This window comes from Bacillus sp. FSL R7-0646, from assembly GCF_037969865.1.
Classification (GTDB): Bacteria; Bacillota; Bacilli; order Bacillales; family Bacillaceae; genus Bacillus; species Bacillus licheniformis.
Genome location: NZ_CP150217.1, coordinates 2,732,708 through 2,750,537, shown reverse-complemented (window position 1 = coordinate 2,750,537; position 17,830 = coordinate 2,732,708). Strand labels below are relative to the sequence as shown.

The following is a 17,830-nucleotide window of genomic DNA, read 5'->3' as shown; positions in this document are numbered from 1 at the left end:
TACTGAAGCCCTGTTTTATAGAGAGAAGCTCCATAGCGGTGAAAGAGCTTTAACAGAAGATCAGTAGAAGCTAATCCTGAGTGCAGGCGAAAACCTGCCGTCTTCATCCGGCGTTATTCGGATATCAAGGTGATGGGCGTTTCGTTTTGTTACGCACATAATCAGGGTGGTACCGCGAGAGGAGCTCTCGTCCCTGTGTAAACGTTGTTTGCATGGGGCGGGGGCTTTTTAATTTGCATGTGCATCATTAAAGGAGGAAAAAATAATGAAGACATTAACATCCGCACAAGTGCGCCAAATGTTTTTAGACTTTTTTAAAGAAAAAGGGCATGCCGTTGAACCGAGCGCCTCTCTTATTCCGCATGAAGATCCCTCCCTGCTTTGGATCAACAGCGGAGTCGCGACGCTGAAAAAATATTTTGACGGACGGGTTGTGCCGGAGAATCCGCGCATCTGCAACGCTCAAAAATCAATCAGGACGAACGATATTGAGAATGTCGGGAAAACAGCCCGCCACCATACGTTCTTTGAGATGCTCGGCAACTTTTCGATCGGCGATTATTTCAAAGAAGAAGCGATCGAGTGGGCATGGGAATTTTTAACCGATCAAAAATGGATCGGCTTCGATCCCGAACGCCTGTCAGTCACGGTGCATCCGGAAGATGACGAAGCGTATGAATTATGGTCAAAAAAAATCGGCATACCTGAGGAACGGATCATCAGACTGGAAGGAAACTTCTGGGATATCGGCGAAGGCCCGAGCGGACCAAATACCGAAATCTTCTATGACCGCGGTGAAGATTATGGAAATGATCCGTCTGATCCGGAGCTTTACCCGGGCGGGGAGAACGAGCGTTACCTAGAAGTATGGAACCTTGTGTTCTCCGAGTTCAACCACAATCCTGACGGAACATACACACCGCTTCCGAAGAAAAACATTGATACCGGGATGGGTCTTGAACGGATGGTATCTGTTATTCAAGACGCCAAGACGAACTATGATACGGATTTGTTTATGCCGATCATCAAGGCGACAGAAGCCATTTCAGGAGAAAAGTACGGCACATCTGCTGAAAAAGATACGGCGTTTAAGGTTGTGGCCGATCATATCCGGACGGCTGCGTTTGCGGTCGGCGACGGAGCGCTTCCGTCAAACGAGGGGCGCGGCTATGTCATCAGAAGGCTGCTTCGCCGCGCTGTCCGCTATGCGAAGTCCATCAATATCAACCGTCCGTTTATGTATGAGCTCGTACCGGTAGTTGCCGACATCATGGCCGCTTTCTACGGCGAAGTCAAAGAAAAAGCGGACTTTATCGCGAAAGTCATCAAAACAGAGGAAGAACGCTTCCATGAAACATTGCACGAAGGCTTGGCGATTCTCTCAGAAGTTATTCAAAAGGAAAAAGCAAAAGGAAACCGCATCATTTCCGGGGAAGATGTCTTTAAACTGTATGATACGTATGGATTCCCTGTTGAACTGACCGAAGAATACGCCGAAGATGAAGGCATGGAAGTCGATCATGAAGGATTTGAGCGCGAGATGGACAAGCAGCGCGAACGGGCCCGGCAGGCGCGCCAGGACGTCGGCAGCATGCAGGTTCAAGGCGGCGCTCTCCGCGATATCATGACAGAAAGCGAGTTCATCGGCTATTCCGATATCAAAACGGAAACGAAAATCGCCGAGCTTCTTCAAGACGGAGAACTTGTCGATCTCGTTCAGGAAGGCCAAAAGGTTCAGTTCATTCTGGAAAAAACGCCGTTCTATGCTGAAAGCGGCGGACAAATCGGTGATAAAGGCTGGGTTAAAAGCGGTGATGCGGCTATTCGCGTCACAGACGTTAAAAAAGCGCCAAACGGCCAGCACCTGCATGACGGGATCGTGGAAAGCGGCGCAATTAAAAAAGGCATGAGCGTGACCGCAGAAGTCACGGAGCGGCTCAGAAAAGACATCGTCAAAAACCATACCGCGACACACCTGCTTCACCAGGCGCTGAAAGATGTGCTCGGTACGCATGTCAACCAGGCCGGCTCGCTAGTCACTGACAGCCGTCTGCGCTTTGACTTCTCTCACTTTGGACAGGTGACAAAGGAAGAACTCGAACAAATCGAAACAAAAGTGAACGAGAAAATTTGGGCATCGATTCCGGTTCAAATCGACTTAAAACCGATTGATGAAGCGAAAGCGATGGGAGCCATGGCACTGTTCGGCGAAAAATACGGGGACATCGTCCGCGTTGTTCAAGTCGGCGACTACAGCATCGAGCTGTGCGGAGGCTGCCATGTGAGAAATACGGCTGAAATCGGCCTCTTTAAGATCGTATCCGAATCAGGCATCGGGGCTGGCACCCGCAGGATCGAAGCGGTAACAGGGCAGGGCGCTTACGAAGAGATGAACGCCAAACTGGAGCTTCTCGAACAGGCGGCAGAAGTCCTGAAAACCAACGTGAAGGAAGTGCCGAAACGGATCGAAGCGCTCCAGTCTGATCTGAAAGAAGCTCAGAGAGAAAACGAATCTTTATTGGCGAAACTGGGCAATAAAGAAGCCGGAGAGATTTTGGAAAAAGTAAAAGAAATTGACGGAATCAAACTGCTCGCAGAAAAAGTGAATGCCAAAGATATGAATCACCTGCGCACAATGGTTGACGATCTGAAGGCGAAACTGGGCTCAGCCGTTATTGTTCTCGGGGCGGTTCAAAATGAAAAAGTGAATATTTCCGCCGGAGTTACAAAAGATTTAATAGAGCGGGGTTTCCATGCAGGCAAGCTTGTCAAGCAAGTCGCAGAAGCATGCGGAGGCGGCGGAGGCGGCCGTCCTGACATGGCGCAGGCGGGAGGAAAACAGCCTGAGCGGCTGGCTGAAGCATTGGCATCTGCGGAAGAATGGGTAAAATCCGTTTTATAAATAGCGATTGTGGTGTAGAATGGTGATTAGAAGGTAATCAGGCTGAAACTTTGCCTGCGAATTTGGGAAAGAGGTGCAAAACGGTGAGCTCATTTGATAAGACGATGAAATTCAACTTTTCCGACGATTCGATGGAAACCAATGTAAATGAAGTGCTGATAACCGTCCATGACGCGCTTCAGGAAAAAGGCTACAACCCGATCAACCAAATTGTCGGATATCTGCTGTCAGGAGATCCCGCTTACATTCCAAGGCATCGAGATGCACGCAACCTGATTCGGAAAATAGAAAGAGACGAGATAATCGAAGAATTGGTTAAATCGTACTTAGAACAGCATAAAGAGGCGTAAACAAGCATGCGAATATTAGGTCTGGATTTAGGTTCGAAAACGCTCGGCGTAGCGCTGAGCGATGAAATGGGCTGGACGGCTCAAGGGATAGAAACGATTAAAATCGACGAGGCGGGCGGTGACTACGGCTTGAACCGCCTTGCCGAATTGACGAAAGACTATGTAATAGACAAGATTGTACTCGGTTTTCCCAAAAACATGAACGGAACCGTCGGCCCGAGGGGGGAAGCGAGCCAGAAGTTCGCGGAAGTGCTTGAAGAAACGTTTCAAGTTCCCGTCGTGCTTTGGGACGAGCGCCTCTCGACAATGGCGGCCGAAAGAATGCTGATTTCAGCAGATGTAAGCAGGCAAAAGAGAAAAAAAGTAATTGATAAAATGGCGGCCGTGATGATCCTTCAAGGATATCTCGACAGCCTAAACTCATGAGGTGATTACGATGGAACACGGAGAAAAAAACATTACAATTGTAGACGATAAAGGGAATGAACAGCTGTGTGAAGTGCTCTTTACATTTGACAGCGACCAGTTTAACAAGTCATACGTGCTTTATTATCCGATTGAAGCACAGGACGATGAAGAGATCGAGATCCATGCTTCAAGCTTCGTACCGAATGAAGCAGGAGAAGACGGCGAACTGATGCCGATTGAAACAGAAGAAGAGTGGGATATGATTGAGGAGACGCTGAACACGTTTTTAGCGGATGAAGACGAAGAAGAATAAAGAAGCGGCTAGACTGCTTGACAAAATCCTAAAACGATTGAAGTTTTAGGATTTTGTCATTCTTTAAAGCGTGATCTGCAATTTTTCTCACCCGGCTGCCGACAGGCGGCTTTTTTTATTAAAACATTTTGTAATAAATTGCCGAATGATAACGAATCATGTAGTATATACCATGGGAGGAGAGGAGGACACCAATGTTTGAAGATCAGACAAAGAAACCGTTTATAAAAAGACTCCTTAAACATAAAATAAAGTTTTGGCTGACTGTGGTTGCGGTTCTGCTGATTTTAACCGCAGGCGCTGTTTCGCTCTACGTTAAATCGGCGCTCGAACCGGTCGATAAAAATAATGCAAAAACGGTCAATGTCTATATTCCGGAAGGATCGACCGTTACGTCCATCGCCGCCAAACTAAAAAAAGAGGACCTAATTAAAAACGAAAAAGTATTTATCGCTTATGTGAAATTTAAAAATGCCTCCGGCTTTCAAGCGGGGAACTTTCAGCTCAGCCAGTCGATGGATGCGGCAGGCATGATTAATAAGCTGACAACCGCTTCACATGTGCCGGCATTTAAAATTACCGTTCCTGAAGGAAGGCAGCTCCAGGAAATCGCAGACATCATCGCCGGACAAACGAACTACTCGGCAAAGGACATTATGAAAAAGCTGGATGACAGGGAATTCATCAGCCGATTAAAACAGAAGTATCCGAAACTGATCACAGACGACGTGTTGAACAAGAACATCAAGCATCCGCTCGAAGGATACCTGCATCCTGCGACATATCTATTTTACGACCCTGAGACGAAGCTTGATGCCATTATCGAAGCGATGATCAAACAAACAGATCAGCTGGCTGAAAAGTATGAAAAGCAGATGAAAGACAAAAAGATGTCCGTCCACAAAGCCTTGACGATGGCTTCGTTAATTGAAGAAGAAGCTACCGAAAAAGCGGACCGGCACAAAATCTCAAGCGTTTTCTACAACCGCATCAGCAAAAATATGCCATTGCAAACGGATCCGACCGTCTTATATGCACTGGGAGAACATAAAAACCGCGTCATGTACAAAGACCTTGAAGCGGATTCCCCATATAATACGTACAAACATACCGGTCTTCCGCCCGGGCCGATTGCAAACGCTGGAGAGACTTCCTGGGAGGCGGCATTAAATCCGGAGCAAACAGACTATGTTTATTTTCTTGCAAAGAAAAACGGGGAAGTCGTCTTTACAAAAACGCTTGAAGAACACAATAAAGCAAAAGCCAAATATATTACGAACACGCAGGACGAGGAAAAAGGAGAGTAAAAAATACTCTCCTTTTATTCGCAAATACAAAGGTTTTATGATAAAATATATCGGGTTGTTTATTGGAGAAAAGACAGTCAACTGCTTTAGGAGAGTGCTGAACACCTGACCTAAGGCTCTTTTTTATGAAAGGGAGGCCATCTGCCCGTGAAGATTGGACACGAAGAATTGACCGGCTATCTTGAAAAGCTGCTAAAGCCGCGGCCGGCTGAAATTATGAAACTGGAGGCCTATGCCGAAGAGCATGGCGTGCCCATTATGGAACCGACAGGAATCGAAGTGCTCCTGCAGCTTCTTTCATTCAAAAATCCGAAAAAAATTCTTGAAATCGGTACCGCCATCGGCTATTCGGCGATTCGGATGGCGCTTGCCCTTCCCGAAGCCGAGATTTTTACAATCGAGCGCGATGAGGACAGGTATCGGGAAGCGCTGAAAAACATCCGGTCATTCCAGCTTGAAAACAGAATTCACGTGTTCTTCGGCGATGCGCTCAGCGAGTCTGACCCCGTTCAATCGATGGCTCCCTATGATGCGCTGTTTATCGATGCCGCAAAAGGCCAGTATCAGAAGTTTTTCAGTATATATGAAAAAATGCTTGCCGATGACGGCATCATTTTTACGGACAATGTCCTTTTCAAAGGCCTTGTCGCATCAGAATACAATCAGATCGAAAGCAAGCGCATCAAAAAGCTTGTATCGAAAATAGATCATTACAATCATTGGCTGATGGAGCATCCTGACTACCACACGGCGATCCTGCCTGTGGGCGACGGATTGGCCGTCAGTCAAAAAAGAGGTGAACGGATATGAAAAAGCCTGAACTGCTTGTGACGCCGACTTCTGTTTCGGATATTAAGCCTTTGGCAGAGGCGGGCGCCGATGCGTTTATCATCGGTGAACAAAGGTACGGTCTGCGTTTAGCCGGGGAGTTTTCCAGAGAAGAAGTAAAAGAAGCCATCATTCAGGCTCATGAAAAAGGCGCAAAAGTATATGTTGCTGTGAACGCGATTTTTCACAATGACCGGGTTCCGGAACTGAATGACTACCTTTCATTCTTGGACGAGGCAGGCGCGGATGCGGTTGTCTTCGGCGATCCCGCCGTACTGATGGCTGCACGGGAATCAGCGCCGAACATGAAGCTTCACTGGAATACGGAAACGACCGCAACCAATCATTATTCCTGCAACTATTGGGGGCGCAAGGGCGCGAAGCGCGCGGTGCTTGCAAGAGAGCTCAACATGGACAGTATCGTTGAGATTAAAGAGAAAGCAGACGTCGAGATTGAAATTCAGGTTCACGGCATGACATGCATGTTCCAGTCAAAGCGCTCCCTGATCGGCAACTATTTTGAATACCAGGGAAAAGTCATGGATATCGAAGGCAAGAAAAAAGAAAAAGGCATGTATCTCCATGATAAAGAACGCGGAAATAAATATCCGATTTTCGAAGACGAAAACGGCACGCACATCATGAGTCCGAATGACGTCTGCATCATTGATGAGCTTGAAGATTTAATCGATGCCGGCATCGATTCATTTAAAATCGACGGAATTTTAAAATCGGTCGAATACATGACTGAAGTAACGGCCATGTACCGCGAAGCCATCGACCTTTGCATCGCAGACAGGGAAGCATATGAAGACAAGAAAGAACAATGGATCGAGCGGATCGAACAGCTGCAGCCTGCAAACCGCAGCATCGATACCGGATTCTTTTTCAAAGAAACAGTATACTAAAAGGAGGGATAGCCATGTCTGCAGTAAAAGATAAAATTTCCAAAATCGTTAATGGAAAACGCGTCATTACGAAAAAGCCAGAACTTCTTGCTCCGGCGGGGAATTTGGAAAAACTGAAAATCGCTGTCCACTATGGAGCAGACGCTGTATTTATCGGCGGACGTGAATATGGACTCCGCTCAAACGCAGATAACTTTTCAATTGAAGAAATGGCTGAAGGTGTCGAATTCGCGAAAAAATACGGCGCAAGAATTTATGTCACGACAAACATTTTTGCGCATGAAGAAAATATCGACGGACTGGAAGACTATTTGCGCGATCTCGAGGGAGCAGGCGTGTCAGGCATTATCGTCGCTGATCCCCTGATCATTGAAACGTGCCGCAGGGTTGCGCCGAAGCTGGAAGTGCATTTGAGCACACAGCAGTCCCTTTCAAACTGGAAAGCCGTTCAGTTCTGGAAGGAAGAAGGCCTTGAGCGGGTTGTGCTCGCACGTGAAACGAGCGCACTTGAAATCAGGGAAATGAAAGAAAAAGTGGATATTGAAATCGAAACGTTTATTCACGGTGCGATGTGTATCGCTTATTCCGGCCGCTGCGTGCTCAGCAACCATATGACGGCAAGGGACTCCAACCGCGGAGGCTGCTGCCAGTCATGCCGCTGGGACTATGATTTGTATCAGACGGACGGGACGAATGCACTGCCGCTATATGAAGAAGGCGATGCTCCATTTGCGATGAGCCCGAAAGATCTGAAGCTGGTCGAATCGATACCGCAAATGATTGAAATGGGCATCGACAGCCTGAAAATCGAAGGCCGGATGAAATCGATCCACTACATTGCGACAGTCGTCAGTGTGTACAGAAAAGTGATCGATGCTTATTGCGCTGATCCTGAAAACTTCGTCATCAAAGAAGAATGGCTGAAAGAACTGGACAAATGCGCCAATAGAGACACGGCGCCTGCTTTCTTTGAAGGAACGCCAGGATATGAAGAGCAGATGTTCGGCGTCCACGGCAAAAAGACAACATACGACTTTGTCGGACTTGTCCTTGACTATGATGAAGAGACAAAAATGGTCACGCTCCAGCAGCGGAACTTCTTTAAATCCGGAGACGAAGTCGAATTTTTCGGTCCGGAAATCGAAAATTTCACATGCAAAATTGACACGATTTGGGACGAAAAAGGCAATGTGCTTGACGCAGCCCGCCATCCCCTGCAGATCGTCAAATTTAGAGTGGACAACAAGATTTATCCTAGCAACATGATGAGAAAGGGGCAGTAATGGCATGGGGAAAAAACCGGTAGTTATCGGCATAGCGGGAGGCTCCGGATCAGGAAAAACGAGCGTCACCAGATCCATTTATGAACAGTTTAAAGGTCATTCGATCTTAATGCTCGAACAGGATTTATATTATAAAGATCAGAGCCATCTGCCGTTTGAAGAGCGGCTGAATACGAACTACGACCATCCGCTTGCATTTGACAATGACTATTTGATCGAGCATTTAAACGAATTGCTCGCGTACAGGCCGATCAAAAAGCCGATTTACGATTACAAGCTGCATACGCGTTCAGAGGAAGTCGTGCACGTCGATCCGAAAGATGTTATTATTTTGGAAGGAATCCTTGTTCTCGAGGATGAAAGGCTCCGCGACTTAATGGACATCAAGCTGTATGTCGATACGGACGCCGACCTGCGGATCATCAGAAGGATGCTCAGAGACATAAAAGAAAGGGGACGTTCGATCGATTCTGTCATCGAGCAGTACATCTCAGTCGTCAGACCGATGCATAACCAGTTTGTCGAACCGACGAAACGCTATGCCGATATCATTATTCCGGAGGGCGGCCAAAACCGCGTCGCCATCGACCTGATGGTAACAAAAATACAAACTATTCTTGAACAAAACGCGATTTTATAATAACATAGCATAGACAAACACAACTCTGACCATATTATGTATAGAAATTGAAGGGTTCTCATCCTGAGCCCTTCTTTAACTGTATAAGCACCATTTACCGGAGCCTTCCATCCGGTTTATATGATACTTTACAAATATGGGAGAGAAGAAGGGGACAAGGGTTGTCCTCATTCTTGTATATTCAAGTCTATACTCTCACATACAAGTGATGAGGAACCAACTAGAAGGAGTGAAGGAACATGGCACAAGAGAAAGTATTTCCTATGACAGAAACGGGAAAGAAAAAACTGGAAGAAGAACTTGAGTATTTGAAAACGGTTAAACGTAAAGAAGTTGTTGAACGTATTAAAGTGGCAAGAAGCTTCGGAGACCTTTCCGAAAACTCCGAATACGATTCAGCAAAAGAAGAACAAGCTTTTGTAGAAGGGCGCATCACAACCCTTGACAATATGATCCGCAACGCAAAGATCATCGAAGATGACGGTGCAAACTCAGACATCGTCAGCCTTGGAAAAACCGTTACATTTACGGAGCTTCCTGACGGTGAAGAAGAATCTTATACGATTGTGGGCAGCGCGGAAGCCGATCCGTTTGAAGGAAAAATCTCGAACGATTCCCCAATCGCGAAAAGCCTTCTCGGCAAGCAGGTTGGAGACGAAGTAACCGTTCAAACACCTGGCGGCGAAATGCTTGTAAAAATTGTGAAAATTTCATAAAATTTGTTTAGCAAACGATGACCTCGTCCACAATGTGGATGAGGTGTTTTTATAATGAAATGGCAAAAGCGTATGAAGTGGGTATCGATTATCATTTCGGCTGCTCTTTTATTTCTGCTGATCAGGCTGGCTGAAATTCAACTGTTTTTTACCGAGTCCTTTTCTAAACGGAATGTGAACTTAATCCAGGAAAGCGTCAAACAGCGCACGGAGGAAGTTCGGATTTCAGACGGGAGAGGATCTTTTTTAGATCGGAACGGCGAACATTTGTCCGTCAGCCAAAGACCGGCCATCGTCTTGTTCCCTTTTTTAAAAAATCAGCCGTGGCCGGCCAAAGAAGCAGCCGAAATTTTAAACATGACAGAAGATGAGCTTGGAAGCAAGCTGGACCATGCAAAAAAACCCGTGATTCTCACAAAACATGACGGAGCGTCCGTTTCAAAGACGGCTCTCGAAAAAATCAATAAACTGAAATATCCGGGCGTTTACGGCGTATACATAGAAGAAACAGAAAAGAACAGGCTGGCTTCGCATACGCTCGGTATGACCAATCAAGACCCGGACCTCCTCAGACGCAAATATCCCGATAAAGAGGGCCTCTCCATCAGCACGAAAATCGGCACCTTCGGCATGGAGCGGACGTTTGATGAATTCCTGCTGCCTGAACAAGACACAAAACTGTTGTATCATGTGGACGGATTGGGAAACCCTTTGTTCGGCATGGACGTCAAATATACAGCAGACGCAAATCCGTTTTACCCGCTGCAAGTCAAAACAACGCTCGATAAAAAGGTTCAGCAGGCAATGGAAGATGTACTTGATGACCATCAGCTCGATAAAGGCGGGGCGGTCCTGCTTGACATCGAGACGAACGGCGTGGTGGCGATTGCGAGCAAGCCCGACTTAAACATGGCTGCGCAAAAAACAAGGCAGAACTATATGCTGACTCCGGTATATCCCGGCTCGGTTTTTAAAACCGTGATTGCCGCTGCAGCGATTGAAAACGGCTTGGATCATCCGTCTAAAACCTTTAACTGCAATTTGAACCTGTACGGTGAGGCCGGAGAGGACAAAGGAAAGCTCAGCCTGGAAGACAGTTTTGCGGAAAGCTGCAACTACACGTTTACAAATCTTGCCGGACAGCTCGTAGAAAAAAACAGCTCCGTGATCGAAGATACTGCTGCAAAGCTTGGGCTGACCGGACGGGTCGGCTGGGAAGGAAAGCTGTATCATGAAGATGAGTTCAGACAGTTTTATCATGAAACTGCAGGATCAATCTGGGGGGATGAAAAGGACAAAAAAGTTAAAAAAGCTGTAGCCCAGACCGCTATCGGCCAAAAGAATGTGAAGCTGACTCCGTTGGAAATCGTCAACATGATGGCGACCATCGCAAGAGGCGGAGAGAAAAAACAAGTCAAGATCGCAGACCAGATCGAATATAAAAACGGCACATTGATGACGGCTTTTAAAGATCACGAGCTCCCAGGAGAGAAAATCGACCAGTATACAGCGCAAAAGCTGCAAAAACTGCTCAGAAAAGTTGTCACATCTGAAAAGGGGACGGGCCGGCGCTTCAGCGATCTTCCGTACGATGTAGCGGGAAAATCGGGCACAGCGCAGACAGGCAGGACGACAGATGACAAAAAAACGCTCTATCATAAATGGTTTGCCGGTTATTTTCCGGCGGACAAGCCGAAATATGCGCTCGTCGTCGTCCATATGGATACGCCGGATAGCAAGGCTGCGACAAATGCCGTATTTTATGATATTGTTAAAAAAGTATATGAAATTGAAAAGAACCAGACATAGAAGAATGCCTCAGGTGATGATAAAATAGGAAGCGAGGCAAGAGGGAAAAAGGAGTGCAATGAACTTGAGCGAAACAAGGGAATCTCGTTTTGAAAATCGTGATAAGCGCAGGAAAGCGAATCTTGTGCTTAACATTTTAATAGGCATCGTATTGGTATTAATCGTTGTCGTTGCCAGCAGTCTGATGATGAACAGTCCGAAGGAGCAGGCGCAGCAAGATGTCTCGAAAAACGATTCTGAACAGACGACAGAAGCGCCTGCTTCCGACAATAAGAAACAAACATCTGATGAAGATGTAAAAGATGAGGACAAAGGAAAAAGCGATTCTGCCGATAAAGAAGACAGCGATTCCGACTCAGACAAGAATAAAGAATCTGCTTCAGACGAGGACAAGTCAACATCAGATGATCCGTTTGAAGGAGCCGAAGTGACAGAAGGCGGTTCAAGCGCCAATGTTGAAAAAACGATCATCAATCCTGACTGGGAGCCTGTCGGCACACAACAGAGCGGACAGCATACCGCAACATATGATTCCTCTTCACAAGACTGGAAGGAAATGCTTGAAGCCATTTCATATGCGACAGGGGTTTCTAAGGATAACATGACGGTGATCTGGCTCGGAAACAACGGCAGCCCGCAAGATGCGAAAGGAACCATTCGGGCGAAGGACACTGGCGTCAAATACCAGGTAGCCATTACTTGGGTTGACGGAAAAGGCTGGAAGCCGACAAAAGTTGAACAATTGAAATAAAGAAAAAAGCGGCCGGTTGCTAAAACCGGGCGCTTTTTTTATGATTCGGCTTTAAAATGAACGACTGCGCTGTAGTGGATCCGTCCGTCAATAACCGCCGTATGGTGGGAAACCGAATGGACCCTCAGCAAAATCGCCTGGTTGTTTTCAATCTGCTGACTGATCTTTTTTTCAAGCTCCTCTAAGCTCAGTGCCTCAAAAAACTCAATTTTATCTTTGATCAGATCGAGGCCGAAGTTCATAAACCAATCCTCCATTCGTTTCAAGTCATTTTTTATTAAAGCAGAGAAGCGGCCGGGTGACAAGGGAAATATAACCAAGCCTTTTTTGTACCCAAAACGAATGACTTGTGGTAGGATAAGAACTAATCAATCGAATAAATCATACTATACTTATAGGAATTGTAAAAATAGATGGAGAGTGACGACAAAATGGGAAGAGAGTTCATTCCTTTATTTGAGAACTGGGCAAATTCTTATGATGATACAGTAGTTGGCCGCGATCTTCAATACAAAGAAGTGTTTCGCGACTACGACGGCATTTTGGATGATGTCGTCAGCCGCTCGGGGCATAAAGTTCTTGAATTCGGCGTCGGCACAGGCAATCTGACTGCAAAATTGCTGGCGGCCGGAAAGGCAGTCACCGGTGTAGAGCCTTCAAAAGCGATGAGGGAAATTGCCGAGGCAAAGCTGCCGGAGAATGCAGTGATCGTTGACGGAGACTTTCTTGACTTTCCGGACCCTCCGTTTTCTCCCGACACGATTGTCAGTTCTTATGCGTTTCACCATCTGACAAACGAAGAGAAGCGGGAAGCTGTGAAGCGATATGGAAAAATGCTCGGGAAGCATGGTAAAATAGTGTTTGCTGATACCGTCTTCAAGGATCGGGAAGCCTTCTCTGCCGCTGTTAAAAAAGCGAAGGAAAACGGGTTTCTGCAATTGGCGGAAGACCTTGAAACGGAACATTATCCGACGATTTCGGAGATGGAAACGATCTTTACCTCAGAACATTTCAGTATCGCCTTTCAAAAGCATAATGATTTTGTCTGGGTAATGGAAGCGGCAAAATTGTAATTTGAAGGGAAGTTTTAAGATATGAAAATCGCAGTTATCGGAGCAATGGAAGAAGAAGTCACGATTTTGCGAAGCAAACTCGAACAGACGAACCGGGAAGTCATCGCAAACTGTGAATTTACCAGCGGGTTTTATGAAGGAAAAGAGGTCGTGCTTTTAAAGTCCGGCATCGGCAAAGTCAATGCAGCCATGAGCACGACGATTCTGCTTGACCGCTTTAAACCGGACGTTGTCATCAACACCGGATCAGCCGGCGGCTTTCATCATTCGCTTAATGTCGGAGACATCGTCATCTCGACCGAAGTCCGCCATCACGATGTCGATGTCACGGCATTTGATTATGAATATGGACAGGTTCCGAATCTGCCGGCTGCATACAAAGCCGACAGTGCATTGATCCAAGCGGCGGAAGACGAAGCGTCTGAACTGGGGCACATTCAGGTTGTCAAAGGAACGATAGCAACAGGCGATTCCTTTATGAGCGATCCTGACCGCGTCGCATTCATCCGCGGCAAGTTTGAAGACCTTTACGCGGTTGAAATGGAAGCTGCGGCTGTCGCGCAGGTTTCTTATCAATTTAATACGCCGTTTGTTGTCATCAGGGCGCTCTCAGACATCGCCGGAAAAGAATCTGAAATTTCATTTGACCAATTTTTGGAACAGGCTGCCAAGCATTCGACAGATCTTGTGCTTCGCATGATTAAAAGAATCAATTAAAACAGGGGGAGGCTCCCCCTCTGTTTTGCACCTCTTGAAGGAGGAAGGAACATGAATGTGATCAAGGATATCACCGAATTGATCGGCAAAACGCCGCTTCTGCAGATTTTGGATTTTCGAATCCCTAAAGGCGTTAACATATATGCAAAACTTGAAATGATGAATCCGGGAGGCAGCATTAAAGACCGGCTCGGAGAAGTGCTGATTGCTGAAGCGATCGGTTCGGGAAAGCTGAAACCCGGTGGAACGGTCATTGAGGCAACAGCAGGCAATACGGGAATCGGTCTGGCTCTCGCCGCCAGAAAGCACGGCATTCGACCCGTTTTTTGCGTACCCGAGCATTTCAGCATGGAAAAACAGTCGATTATGAAAGCGCTCGGCGCTCGGATAGTTCATACCCCCAGAAGTGCCGGGATGAAGGGTGCGATTGAAAAAGCACTTGAACTTGAGAAGGAGATTCCCGATTCTTATTGCGTTTTGCAGTTTAAAAACCCAGTAAATCCATTGGCTTACTATAAAACGATTGCCCCGGAAATATGGAATGATCTTGGCGGCCGGATTGACGTCTTCGTCGCCGGAGCGGGGTCAGGCGGCACATTTGCGGGAACCGCCAAGTTTCTGAAAGAAAAAAATCCGTCCATTAAAACGGTTATTGTTGAACCGGAAGGCTCGATTTTAAACGGAGGGGAACCGCATGGGCATAAGACCGAAGGAATCGGAATGGAATTCATCCCGGAATACATGGAGGAAAGCTATTTCGATGAGATTTACACAGTGCTTGACGAAGATGCGTTTCGACTCGTAAAAGAAGCCGCGGAAAAGGAAGGGCTTCTGATTGGAAGCTCATCAGGCGCCGCGTTGTTTGCCGCATTGAAAGAAGCCGAAAAAGCGAAAGCCGGCACAAACATTGTGACGATTTTTCCCGACAGCAGCGACCGCTATTTAAGCAAAAAAATTTACGAAGGAGGAATATGATATGAAGCCAAAAACGAAAATGATTCACGGCGGAATTACAGGAGACGAAAAAACAGGAGCGGTATCGGTTCCTATCTATCAGGTCAGCACGTACAAACAGCCTCGCGCCGGCCAGCATACAGGATACGAATATTCCCGGACGGGAAATCCGACGAGAACGGCGCTCGAATCCTTGATCGCGGATGTTGAAGGCGGTGCAGCAGGCTATGCGTTCGGCTCTGGGATGGCGGCGATCACAGCCGTCATGATGCTTTTTAAAAGCGGCGATCACATCGTATTGACAGATGATGTATACGGCGGCACCTACCGCGTGATGACAAAGGTATTGAATCGCATCGGCATTGAAGCGACCTTCAGTGATACGAGCAGCATCGAAGACATCGAAAAAGCGATCAAGCCGAATACAAAAGCGATTTATGTTGAGACGCCGACAAATCCTTTATTGAAAATCACTGACATCAAGAAAACTGCTGAAACAGCGAAAAAGCACGACTTATTGCTGATTGTCGACAACACCTTCTACACGCCGTACTTTCAAAATCCAATCTCGTTGGGAGCCGATATCGTCCTCCACAGCGCGACGAAGTACTTGGGCGGACACAGCGATGTCGTCGGCGGACTTGTCGTAGCAGCCTCGAAGGAACTCGCAGAAGAGATCCATTTCATTCAAAACTCTACAGGCGGGATTCTCGGGCCTCAGGATTCCTGGCTCTTAATGAGGGGGATGAAAACCCTTGGCTTGAGAATGGAAGCCCATGAGCAAAATGCCCGGAAAATCGCGGCGTTTTTAGACGATCATCCCGCCGTCAAAAAGGTTTATTACCCAGGGCTGCCGTCCCATCCGGGACATGAGCTTGCCAAGCGGCAAAGTACGGGCTTCGGAGGCATGATCTCGTTTGATATCGGAAAAGAAGAGAACGTGGACCTTGTCCTTGGCCGTTTGAAATGGTTTACGATCGCCGAAAGCCTTGGTGCGGTTGAAAGTCTGATATCGGTGCCGGCGCGAATGACTCATGCTTCGATCCCGCCTGAACGCAGGCTGGAGCTTGGCATCACAGACGGATTAATCCGTATTTCCGCCGGGGTTGAGGATATTGACGATCTGTTGGAAGACTTGCAGCAAGCGCTGGCCCCTCTTTCTTAAAATGGCTGAATTTACATGTCTGGTCATCTGTCAATCTATGTTATTCTCAAATCATATCCATTATGAAACAAAAGCAGGTGATCATGACATGCAGAAGAAAAAAGTCAAATCGCTGATGGAAGACTATAAGCAGTTTGCTTTTACGCTTCTCAGCGTAAGCGCATTTTTATATATCGGATCTGTCATTCCGGGACAAGGTTTGGAAACAGGCCAAAAGATGACAATGATGCTCGCGACGTGCGGCTTTTTAGGAGGAGCTTTCTATTGTGTGAAGCGCTCGCTCAAATATAAAAGACAATTAGACGAAATGGAAGAATCATAAGCAGAGAGACTCCTGAAGGGGTTCTCTGCTTTTTTTTGCTCGATCAATCCGTCCATTTTTAAAAAAAACGGTTTACAAACAGGAATTTGATGGATATACTTACAAAGTAAACAAAAAGCAAAGGAGGTTGATGAACATGAAACCAGCACTGACTACATACATTAGACTTTGTGAATGCCAATACCATGATTCATCAAACCTGTGGGAGAGATTGTGCACTTCCTTAACCGATGCTTTTACAGCACAGCCGATACGTTAGGAAGTTAGGCATAATAATACGCTGCTCCTCCCGCAAGATAAAGACTCGATTCGTTTTTATCTGGCGGTTTTTGTTTGCGCCCGCAGGTTTGTCAGATGATCTGCGGGCTGTTTTTGTTTTTTAGCGAACTTGAAAGGGGGTGAGCGATGTGACCATTAATCTATTCTTCTTAACACTAACCATTGAGAGACGATTTAAAAGTCCGGAAGAGTACGAGCGAGAATACGAAATTGAACAAATGTACAATGAAATGAAAGATCTGCAGCTAAAATATCTTTACCTGAACAGCCAGCGCTAACTTAAAGCGCGAAAAAAAATAAAGGAGGAGATCATGATGATTTATAGAAGGGAACTGTTGGCACATTACACTCGGGAGAAGGACCAGGTTTAGCCGGGGCAAAACGAGTTCCGCATCTCCGCTTTTCTGCATAATATGAAGCAAGCAATTCAAGGAATGCAGGTGAAAAGCATGCAGAAAAACGGCAGAATGCCTTTTATCGGCCACGGGTATACATCGATGCCCCATTCTTTCAAGCACGGATACGGTAATCCGTACCGGCGCCAAAGAATGGAGATGGCGCGCCACTTCGGGTATTGGCCGCATTATTGGTATTATTGAGAAAGAGCAGAAAACGGTTTGTTTTCTGCTCTTTTTCATTTGAACAAACTAAATGGCAAAATGAAAGGGGAGCTTTAAAGCCCCCCTCCTGTTCATTTAGCAGACGTAACAAGCGCCGATGATAATTAAAAGAATGAATAGAACCACAACAAGCGCGAATCCGCCTCCATAGCCGTATCCGCCGCCGTATCCGCCAGGGTAGCCACCCCAGCCGCCGCAGCATCCGCCGCCGTAACCAAAGCCCATAAATAGCACCACCTTTTAGTGAAAATTCCATATATACTATGCATGGGATTAAGTTGTGGAAAGGGCGGATAGACCAATTCATTAAAAAAACAGTTTTCTTAAAGCGAAACTTTTCAAAGCTGAAGCCGTCTAGTTATGGAATGTAACAAAACAATGCAGTTATTTTTGCAAATGCTTTTAATATTCGGTTCATTGGCCGATATGAGTGGAGAAAGGCCCGTTTGTACGATTTGCAGCAAAAATCGGGCTAATTAGAATTA

At 46.5% G+C, this 17,830-nt stretch carries 21 protein-coding genes; 19 read left to right on the top strand and 2 right to left on the bottom strand.

Annotated elements, in window-relative coordinates; genetic code table 11:
• Positions 1 to 265: 265 nt before the first annotated feature.
• The 12 genes from alaS (at position 266) to MKY62_RS14255 (ending at position 12,215) form a co-directional block, all read left to right on the top strand.
• Complete coding sequence (alaS, locus tag MKY62_RS14310) at positions 266 to 2,902, top strand: alanine--tRNA ligase (RefSeq protein WP_003183922.1); 2,637 nt, start codon at positions 266 to 268, stop codon at positions 2,900 to 2,902.
• Between the two features lie 83 nt (positions 2,903 to 2,985).
• Complete coding sequence (locus MKY62_RS14305) at positions 2,986 to 3,252, top strand: IreB family regulatory phosphoprotein (RefSeq protein WP_003183920.1); 267 nt, start codon at positions 2,986 to 2,988, stop codon at positions 3,250 to 3,252.
• Between the two features lie 6 nt (positions 3,253 to 3,258).
• Positions 3,259 to 3,678, top strand: coding sequence for a Holliday junction resolvase RuvX (ruvX, locus tag MKY62_RS14300; RefSeq protein WP_003183918.1), 420 nt, complete (start codon positions 3,259 to 3,261; stop codon positions 3,676 to 3,678).
• A gap of 10 nt (positions 3,679 to 3,688) precedes the next feature.
• The gene (locus MKY62_RS14295; protein WP_003183915.1) at positions 3,689 to 3,973 is read left to right on the top strand and encodes a DUF1292 domain-containing protein; all 285 of its coding nucleotides are present in this window, start codon (positions 3,689 to 3,691) and stop codon (positions 3,971 to 3,973) included.
• Between the two features lie 194 nt (positions 3,974 to 4,167).
• Positions 4,168 to 5,280 carry an endolytic transglycosylase MltG gene (gene mltG, locus MKY62_RS14290; protein WP_003183913.1) on the top strand — a complete coding sequence of 371 codons (1,113 nt, stop codon included), beginning with the start codon at positions 4,168 to 4,170 and terminating at the stop codon, positions 5,278 to 5,280.
• 147 nt (positions 5,281 to 5,427) lie between these two features.
• A complete protein-coding gene (locus MKY62_RS14285; RefSeq protein WP_003183911.1) occupies positions 5,428 to 6,090 on the top strand; it encodes an O-methyltransferase in 663 nt (220 codons plus the stop codon).
• Positions 6,087 to 7,016, top strand: a complete 930-nt coding sequence (locus MKY62_RS14280) for a peptidase U32 family protein (RefSeq protein WP_003183909.1) — start codon at positions 6,087 to 6,089, stop codon at positions 7,014 to 7,016. Before MKY62_RS14285 ends, MKY62_RS14280 begins: the two co-directional genes overlap by 4 nt.
• A gap of 14 nt (positions 7,017 to 7,030) precedes the next feature.
• A complete protein-coding gene (locus MKY62_RS14275; protein ID WP_003183907.1) occupies positions 7,031 to 8,299 on the top strand; it encodes a U32 family peptidase in 1,269 nt (422 codons plus the stop codon).
• Positions 8,300 to 8,303: 4 nt separating this feature from the next.
• The gene (gene udk, locus MKY62_RS14270; RefSeq protein WP_003183905.1) at positions 8,304 to 8,939 is read left to right on the top strand and encodes a uridine kinase; all 636 of its coding nucleotides are present in this window, start codon (positions 8,304 to 8,306) and stop codon (positions 8,937 to 8,939) included.
• Between the two features lie 239 nt (positions 8,940 to 9,178).
• Positions 9,179 to 9,655, top strand: coding sequence for a transcription elongation factor GreA (greA, locus tag MKY62_RS14265; protein WP_003183903.1), 477 nt, complete (start codon positions 9,179 to 9,181; stop codon positions 9,653 to 9,655).
• A 54-nt stretch (positions 9,656 to 9,709) separates the two neighbouring features.
• Positions 9,710 to 11,464, top strand: a complete 1,755-nt coding sequence (locus tag MKY62_RS14260; protein ID WP_003183901.1) for a penicillin-binding protein 2 — start codon at positions 9,710 to 9,712, stop codon at positions 11,462 to 11,464.
• Positions 11,465 to 11,522: 58 nt separating this feature from the next.
• Positions 11,523 to 12,215, top strand: coding sequence for a YrrS family protein (locus MKY62_RS14255; RefSeq protein ID WP_003183900.1), 693 nt, complete (start codon positions 11,523 to 11,525; stop codon positions 12,213 to 12,215).
• 38 nt (positions 12,216 to 12,253) lie between these two features.
• On the opposite strand, the gene MKY62_RS14250 is transcribed toward MKY62_RS14255, so the two are convergent.
• Positions 12,254 to 12,457, bottom strand: a complete 204-nt coding sequence (locus MKY62_RS14250; protein ID WP_009327794.1) for a YrzA family protein — start codon at positions 12,455 to 12,457, stop codon at positions 12,254 to 12,256.
• A 189-nt stretch (positions 12,458 to 12,646) separates the two neighbouring features.
• On the opposite strand from MKY62_RS14250, the gene MKY62_RS14245 reads away from it, so the two are divergent.
• The 7 genes from MKY62_RS14245 to MKY62_RS14215 all read left to right on the top strand — a co-directional run bounded on the left by MKY62_RS14245 (position 12,647) and on the right by MKY62_RS14215 (position 17,324).
• The gene (locus MKY62_RS14245; RefSeq protein ID WP_003183896.1) at positions 12,647 to 13,288 is read left to right on the top strand and encodes a class I SAM-dependent methyltransferase; all 642 of its coding nucleotides are present in this window, start codon (positions 12,647 to 12,649) and stop codon (positions 13,286 to 13,288) included.
• A gap of 21 nt (positions 13,289 to 13,309) precedes the next feature.
• Positions 13,310 to 14,005 carry a 5'-methylthioadenosine/S-adenosylhomocysteine nucleosidase gene (gene mtnN, locus MKY62_RS14240; protein ID WP_003183892.1) on the top strand — a complete coding sequence of 232 codons (696 nt, stop codon included), beginning with the start codon at positions 13,310 to 13,312 and terminating at the stop codon, positions 14,003 to 14,005.
• 51 nt (positions 14,006 to 14,056) lie between these two features.
• Positions 14,057 to 14,980 (top strand): cysteine synthase family protein, encoded by a 924-nt coding sequence (locus tag MKY62_RS14235; protein ID WP_003183889.1) that lies wholly within the window; start codon positions 14,057 to 14,059, stop codon positions 14,978 to 14,980.
• A 1-nt stretch (position 14,981) separates the two neighbouring features.
• A complete protein-coding gene (locus tag MKY62_RS14230) occupies positions 14,982 to 16,124 on the top strand; it encodes a bifunctional cystathionine gamma-lyase/homocysteine desulfhydrase (RefSeq protein WP_003183885.1) in 1,143 nt (380 codons plus the stop codon).
• An 88-nt stretch (positions 16,125 to 16,212) separates the two neighbouring features.
• Positions 16,213 to 16,446 (top strand): YrhC family protein, encoded by a 234-nt coding sequence (locus MKY62_RS14225; RefSeq protein WP_011198155.1) that lies wholly within the window; start codon positions 16,213 to 16,215, stop codon positions 16,444 to 16,446.
• A gap of 407 nt (positions 16,447 to 16,853) precedes the next feature.
• Complete coding sequence (locus tag MKY62_RS14220) at positions 16,854 to 17,003, top strand: YrzI family small protein (RefSeq protein ID WP_003183880.1); 150 nt, start codon at positions 16,854 to 16,856, stop codon at positions 17,001 to 17,003.
• A gap of 171 nt (positions 17,004 to 17,174) precedes the next feature.
• The gene (locus tag MKY62_RS14215) at positions 17,175 to 17,324 is read left to right on the top strand and encodes a hypothetical protein (RefSeq protein WP_228767653.1); all 150 of its coding nucleotides are present in this window, start codon (positions 17,175 to 17,177) and stop codon (positions 17,322 to 17,324) included.
• Positions 17,325 to 17,420: 96 nt separating this feature from the next.
• Here the strand turns inward: MKY62_RS14215 and MKY62_RS14210 are convergent, their stop codons facing one another.
• The gene (locus tag MKY62_RS14210) at positions 17,421 to 17,570 is read right to left on the bottom strand and encodes a YjcZ family sporulation protein (RefSeq protein WP_003183876.1); all 150 of its coding nucleotides are present in this window, start codon (positions 17,568 to 17,570) and stop codon (positions 17,421 to 17,423) included.
• Positions 17,571 to 17,830: the final 260 nt, after the last annotated feature.

What these genes read in the sequence shown, in the direction of transcription:
- alaS (WP_003183922.1), top strand. Translation starts at nt 266, where the DNA reads ATGAAGACATTAACATCCGCACAAGTGCGCCAAATGTTTTTAGACTTT.
- ruvX (WP_003183918.1), top strand. Translation starts at nt 3,259, where the DNA reads ATGCGAATATTAGGTCTGGATTTAGGTTCGAAAACGCTCGGCGTAGCG.
- MKY62_RS14295 (WP_003183915.1), top strand. Translation starts at nt 3,689, where the DNA reads ATGGAACACGGAGAAAAAAACATTACAATTGTAGACGATAAAGGGAAT.
- mltG (WP_003183913.1), top strand. Translation starts at nt 4,168, where the DNA reads ATGTTTGAAGATCAGACAAAGAAACCGTTTATAAAAAGACTCCTTAAA.
- MKY62_RS14280 (WP_003183909.1), top strand. Translation starts at nt 6,087, where the DNA reads ATGAAAAAGCCTGAACTGCTTGTGACGCCGACTTCTGTTTCGGATATT.
- MKY62_RS14275 (WP_003183907.1), top strand. Translation starts at nt 7,031, where the DNA reads ATGTCTGCAGTAAAAGATAAAATTTCCAAAATCGTTAATGGAAAACGC.
- udk (WP_003183905.1), top strand. Translation starts at nt 8,304, where the DNA reads ATGGGGAAAAAACCGGTAGTTATCGGCATAGCGGGAGGCTCCGGATCA.
- greA (WP_003183903.1), top strand. Translation starts at nt 9,179, where the DNA reads ATGGCACAAGAGAAAGTATTTCCTATGACAGAAACGGGAAAGAAAAAA.
- MKY62_RS14260 (WP_003183901.1), top strand. Translation starts at nt 9,710, where the DNA reads ATGAAATGGCAAAAGCGTATGAAGTGGGTATCGATTATCATTTCGGCT.
- MKY62_RS14255 (WP_003183900.1), top strand. Translation starts at nt 11,523, where the DNA reads ATGAACTTGAGCGAAACAAGGGAATCTCGTTTTGAAAATCGTGATAAG.
- MKY62_RS14250 (WP_009327794.1), bottom strand. Translation starts at nt 12,457, where the DNA reads ATGAACTTCGGCCTCGATCTGATCAAAGATAAAATTGAGTTTTTTGAG.
- MKY62_RS14245 (WP_003183896.1), top strand. Translation starts at nt 12,647, where the DNA reads ATGGGAAGAGAGTTCATTCCTTTATTTGAGAACTGGGCAAATTCTTAT.
- mtnN (WP_003183892.1), top strand. Translation starts at nt 13,310, where the DNA reads ATGAAAATCGCAGTTATCGGAGCAATGGAAGAAGAAGTCACGATTTTG.
- MKY62_RS14235 (WP_003183889.1), top strand. Translation starts at nt 14,057, where the DNA reads ATGAATGTGATCAAGGATATCACCGAATTGATCGGCAAAACGCCGCTT.
- MKY62_RS14230 (WP_003183885.1), top strand. Translation starts at nt 14,982, where the DNA reads ATGAAGCCAAAAACGAAAATGATTCACGGCGGAATTACAGGAGACGAA.
- MKY62_RS14225 (WP_011198155.1), top strand. Translation starts at nt 16,213, where the DNA reads ATGCAGAAGAAAAAAGTCAAATCGCTGATGGAAGACTATAAGCAGTTT.
- MKY62_RS14215 (WP_228767653.1), top strand. Translation starts at nt 17,175, where the DNA reads ATGCAGAAAAACGGCAGAATGCCTTTTATCGGCCACGGGTATACATCG.
- MKY62_RS14210 (WP_003183876.1), bottom strand. Translation starts at nt 17,570, where the DNA reads ATGGGCTTTGGTTACGGCGGCGGATGCTGCGGCGGCTGGGGTGGCTAC.